Origin of the sequence: Streptomyces smyrnaeus, assembly GCF_017676345.1 — a bacterium.
GTDB classification, from domain to species: domain Bacteria; phylum Actinomycetota; class Actinomycetes; order Streptomycetales; family Streptomycetaceae; genus Streptomyces; species Streptomyces smyrnaeus.
The window spans coordinates 1-5321 of the sequence record NZ_JAFFZM010000049.1 but is presented as its reverse complement, the minus strand read 5'-3'; the positions used below and the strand labels follow the sequence as shown (position 1 = coordinate 5321).

General features: G+C 70.0%; 4 protein-coding genes and 1 pseudogene. All 5 read left to right on the top strand.

The window, feature by feature from the left end:
* Positions 1–96: pseudogene (locus JW613_RS35350) on the top strand (ATP-binding protein); the annotation flags it as partial.
* Positions 97–578: 482 nt separating this feature from the next.
* On the top strand, positions 579–3728 hold the full coding sequence (locus JW613_RS35345; protein ID WP_209215295.1) for a nitrate- and nitrite sensing domain-containing protein: 3150 nt from the start codon (positions 579–581) through the stop codon (positions 3726–3728).
* Positions 3729–3738: 10 nt separating this feature from the next.
* Positions 3739–4152 (top strand): roadblock/LC7 domain-containing protein, encoded by a 414-nt coding sequence (locus JW613_RS35340; protein ID WP_180289953.1) that lies wholly within the window; start codon positions 3739–3741, stop codon positions 4150–4152.
* 94 nt (positions 4153–4246) lie between these two features.
* Positions 4247–5014 carry a DUF742 domain-containing protein gene (locus tag JW613_RS35335; protein WP_209215294.1) on the top strand — a complete coding sequence of 256 codons (768 nt, stop codon included), beginning with the start codon at positions 4247–4249 and terminating at the stop codon, positions 5012–5014.
* Positions 4995–5321: GTP-binding protein (locus tag JW613_RS35330; RefSeq protein WP_209215293.1), on the top strand; the 327-nt coding region annotated here is incomplete at its 3' end. The genes JW613_RS35335 and JW613_RS35330, both read left to right, overlap by 20 nt.

Below are 5321 nucleotides of genomic sequence, written 5' to 3'. Positions count from 1 at the left end.
ACGCCTATCATCACCACGGACGCCCGGCACCGGGCCGACGCCAAGAGCGGGCTGATCACCCTGGTGGAGCACGCACTGCTCGCCCGCCTCAAGTAGTCGGCGCCGCCGCGGAGCGGCGGCGGCGCCTTGCGGACCGGCACCCGGGGCAGGCCCCCCGGGACGCTGTGTTTTTCGCCATGCCCGGGAGCTGCGGCGGCCTCACGTTCATAACGTTTCGACAGAGAATTACGTCCGTGTGAACACGCCGGGCGCGCGGAACGTCTCACTCTGCGTACGAATCCCGGGCCATTTGGCGCCGCACGGCCCCAATGCCCGTTTTTCCGTGGACCGGTTTCCTCGTTCTTCCTCGCCCTCCGTAATGCGCCAACTGTTTGGAGGGAGCGGCCGTGACGTGCTGGAATTCCCTGAACTCAGCAGTAGCGCCGGCGCAAGGTGTTCAGTGGGGCGCCGCGCACCGAGAGGTGAGAAGTCGAGTGAGGCGAACGACCAGGGGTAAGTCGGGACCGGCACAGGAAGGTTCCGCACGGCAGGGCTCCGCGGAGTCGAGGGGTAACTTCACCCCGCCGCAGCGGCCTGCCATGCCGCGCGGCCCGCATTCCTCGGCCCCCCAGCCACCGCCCGCCACCGGCACCGGCAGCAGATGGTCGGCGCGCAACTGGCGGGTACCCACGCGGCTGAACGCGATCCTGCTCATACCCGTACTCGTCGCCCTCGTCTTCGGTGGCTTCAAGGTCGAATCCGACGTCTCCGCCTGGCAGGACGCCAAGGAGGCCCAGCGTACGGCCGAACTCGTCGAGGCGGCAGCGAATTACGGCAATGCCCTCATCGACGAGCGCGACCGCACCGCCGAGCCCCTGCTGAAGGGCGAGAAGGACGACCCGGCGGTCCGCAAGGCCCGCGCCGCCACCGACCGGGCCGCCAAGGAGTTCAAGGCGGCCGTCTCCCACCTCCCGGACAACCCGGGCCTCAAGCGCCGGCTCGCCGCGTTCGAGAAGGTGGAGCCCCGGCTGCCGGTGCTGCGCGAGACCGCGTACACCAAGGACATGAACGGGGTGGAGACGGAAGAGGGCTACGTCACCATCCAGCACCCGCTGATGGAGTTCGCCAACGAGCTCGGGCTGGGCACCGGCAACGTCACCTCCTACGGCCGTACCGTCTACGCCATCTCGCTGGCCAAGGCCGCCGTCTCCCTGCAGCGGTCGCTGGGCACCCATCTGATGGTCGAGCCCGGGCCGACCCGCAACGACAAGGAGGCCCAGCTGACCGCGCTGGCCTCCTACCACTACCTGGAGCGCATCGCCCTGGGCGAGTACACCTCCGGTGGGCGCTCCGAGGATGTGCAGCTGCTCAAGGAGGAGACGGCCAAGGCCAAGGAGGCGGGCCGCAAGCGGATCGAGGCGGCCAAGGAGCACGCGGCGGCCAAGGGCGAGAAGTTCGTCGAGCCGCCCTCCATGGACAAGATGGTCAAGGCCATCGGCTCCGGCGCCGGCCCCGGCAAGCTGCGCGCCAAGGGCATCACCACCGAAAGCTACTTCGCCACCGCAACCGGCACCTTCGACGCCTACCGGGCCATCGAGCAGGAGCTGGTCGACAACTCGGTCGCGGAGACGAAGCAGATCGCCTCCGACGCCCAGCGCAACGCGCTGGTGAACTCGGCGATCGTGCTGGTCGCCCTGCTGCTCGCGTTCGTCATCGCGGGCCGGATGGCCCGCTCGATGAGCCAGAGCATGCGCTCGCTGCGCACCGCCGCCTTCGACGTGGCCCAGCAGCGGCTGCCGATGCTGGTCGACCAGCTCTCGCGCACCGAGCCGGGCCGGGTGGACACCCGTGTCCAGCCGATTCCGATCACCAGCCGCGACGAGATCGGCGAGGTCGCCCGCGCCTTCGACCAGGTGCACCGCGAGGCCGTCCGGCTCGCCGCCGAGCAGGCGCTGCTGCGCGGAAACGTCAACGCGATCTTCACCAATCTCTCCCGCCGCAACCAGGGCCTCATCGAGCGCCAGCTGGAGCTGGTGACGGAGATGGAGAACAGCGAGGCGGACCCGGACCAGCTGGAGAAGCTGTTCCGGATGGACCACCTGTCCACCCGTATGCGCCGCAACGGTGAGAATCTGCTGGTTCTCGCCGGTGAGGAGCCGGGCCGCCGGTGGACGGAGCCGGTGCCGCTCGTCGACATCCTGCGTGCCGCCTCCTCCGAGGTGGAGCACTACGAGCGCATCGAGATCAGCGGCATCCCCGAGACGGAGATCCACGGTCAGGTCGTCAACGACCTCGTCCACCTGCTGGCCGAGCTGCTGGAGAACGCGGCGTCGTTCTCCTCCCCGCAGAGCAAGGTGCGGGTGACCGCGACCCGGCTGCCGGACGGCCGGATGATGATCGAGATCCACGACAAGGGCATCGGCCTGACCGCCGAGGACTTCGCGGACATCAACCACAAGCTGGCCAACCCGCCGACGGTGGACGCCGCCGTCTCCCAGCGGATGGGGCTGTTCGTGGTGGGCCGACTGGCCGACCGGCACGGCATCCGCGTCCAGCTGCGTCCCTCCGGCGAGCAGGCGGGCACGACCTCGCTGGTGATGCTGCCCGATGCCATCACCCACGGCGGGGGAGGGGAGGAGAGCCCCGAGGAGGACTTCACCGTCTCCCGGATCGTCCCCGAGCAGCCGCGGGAGCACGACGCGCTGGATTCCCGCTCCGCCGCCGAACTCGGTTTCGACGACTCGCGCTACGGCGTCGGCGATCAGCAGTCGCCACCGCTCGGCTCCATCAGCCGCTCCCGGTTCCGCGAGGAGCGCCGGGCAGCGCTGGAGGCGCCGCAGTCCCCACTGCAGCAGCCGCACCCAGCTCAGCAGCAACCGCAGCAGCAGGAGCAGGACCGGCAGCAGGCCCCGCAGGCCGGACAGCCGCAGTCCGCTCCCGATCAGCGGCAGGACGTCTACGGGCAGGGGCAGCCCTACGACCCCGGCCAGGGACAGCAGCCCTACGACGCCTACGGGCCGGGGGACCGCTACCAGCAGCAGCGGGACCCGTACCAGCAGGGCTATGAGGGGTACGAGGGGTACGAGCAGACCGGCGAGATCGCCGCGCAGCAGTACACCGGCGGTTATCAGCCACAGCAGTTCCAGCCCCAACAGCCGGGCCACGAAGGCCGGTACGGGCCGCAGCAGCCCCAAGCGGAATCCGCTCCCGGCGTTCCCCAGGGGGAGGCCGAGCGTGTAGGTTTCGACCGTCCGGATTCCCTCCCGACCAGCTACGGTGCCACGACCGACGCGGGCCTCCCGCGACGTGACATGGGGCGGCAGCAGCAGGACGGGGGGCCGGAAGCCCAGCACCAGGGTTCCGCCCAGGGCTGGGAAGCCCCGGTCACCCCGGGCTGGGAAGCCCCGGCCGAGGAGGCCGCCGGGCAGCCGTCGCAGGAGGAAACCGGAACCCACCGGTGGAGCGAGAACGACGAACGCTGGACCAGGGCGGGCCAGTTGCGTGCCCCCCAGTCCGGTGGCGTCACCTCGTCCGGTCTGCCGCGCCGGGTGCCCAGGGCCAACCTGGTCGCGGGTGCGGCGGAAGAGAGCTCGCAGGGCGGACCCTCGGTCTCCCGCGCGCCCGAGGATGTGCGCGGCAGACTGAGCAACCTGCACCGCGGCGTCCGCCAGGGGCGTACGGCGGGCGACGGCAACCAGAATGACCGACAGGGCTTCGGCCCCGGCAGCACCTACGATCAGGAGCGTTAGTGTGAGCCCGATGAGCCAGGCGGCGCAGAACCTGAACTGGTTGATCACCAACTTCGTGGAGAACACCCCCGGGGTGTCGCACACGGTGGTGGTCTCCGCCGACGGACTCCTGCTCGCGATGTCCGAGGGCTTCCCGCGGGACCGCGCCGACCAGTTGGCGGCGGTTGCCTCGGGTCTCACCTCGCTGACCGCGGGCGCGTCCCGGATCTTCGAGGGCGGTGGGGTCAATCAGACGGTTGTGGAGATGGAGCGGGGATTCCTGTTCATCATGTCCATCTCCGACGGTTCCTCGCTGGCCGTCCTCGCCCACCCGGAGGCCGACATCGGTCTGGTGGGGTACGAGATGGCACTGCTGGTCGACCGCGCCGGTGGGGTCCTCACCCCGGATCTGCGAGCGGAGCTGCAGGGCAGTCTTCTCAACTAGGGCACAACTGGCCTACGGCAGTGCGCAACGCGGCCGGGCGCCATAAGGTGCCGTGAGCGCAACGGTCGCACGTCCGTGAGTCGGAGGAGGAAACGTGGCAACGCCCCCAGGAGGTCCGTCGTCGTACGGCAATGGTCGTCCCGATCAGCCGCAGGACGGCCAGTCCGTCGCGGCCCAGGGTGGGGACACGCCGTTCCTGAACCGTTTCAACTTCCCCTCGGCGCCGAGCGAGTACGTCCAGCGGTCGGCCGACCAGCAGCCCCAGCAGCCAGGTGGGCCGCAGCCCCGGCACGGGGCGCCGGCCCCGCACGGAGCGCAGCCGCCGTACCAGCCGCAGCACGGCGGGCAGCCGCAGTACGGAGCGCAGCCCCCGCACCAGCCGCAGCACGGCGAGCAGCCCCCGCAGCGGCAGCCGCAACAGCAGCAGAACCCGCAGACCCGTATCCAGCCGATGCAGCCCGGCCACGGTGACAGGTCGGCCGGCACCCAGCGTGCCGCCGACCAGTCCCCGCCGCCGCAGCAGCCGCTGGTGCGTCCGTACGCGATGACGGGTGGCCGGACCCGTCCCCGCTACCAGCTCGCCATCGAGGCGCTGGTGCACACCACGGCGGAAACCGCACAGCTCCAGGGCCAGCTTCCGGAGCACCAGCGGATCTGCCGACTGTGCTACGAGATCAAGTCGGTCGCCGAGATCTCGGCACTTTTGACCATCCCGCTCGGCGTCGCCCGGATTCTCGTCGCCGACCTGGCCGAGGCCGGACTCGTCGCCATCCACCAGCCTGGCGGTGACGAGACCACCGCCGACGGTCAACCAGACGTGACATTGCTCGAAAGGGTGCTCAGTGGACTTCGGAAGCTCTAGCGCCGGGCCCGTCGGGGGTACGACAGCCCGTTCGACGACCTCCGCGAAGATCGTGGTGGCCGGCGGATTCGGCGTGGGCAAGACGACCTTCGTCGGTGCGGTCTCGGAGATCAACCCGCTGCGCACCGAGGCCGTGATGACCTCCGCCTCCGCCGGCATCGACGATCTGACCCACACGGCGGACAAGACCACCACCACGGTGGCCATGGACTTCGGCCGGATCACCCTCGACCAGGACCTGATCCTGTATCTGTTCGGTACGCCGGGTCAGGACCGTTTCTGGTTCATGTGGGACGACCTGGTGCGC

Bases quoted from the DNA above. Each gene is read 5' to 3' on its own strand.
- JW613_RS35345 (WP_209215295.1), top strand. From the start codon at position 579: ATGCCGCGCGGCCCGCATTCCTCGGCCCCCCAGCCACCGCCCGCCACC.
- JW613_RS35340 (WP_180289953.1), top strand. From the start codon at position 3,739: ATGAGCCAGGCGGCGCAGAACCTGAACTGGTTGATCACCAACTTCGTG.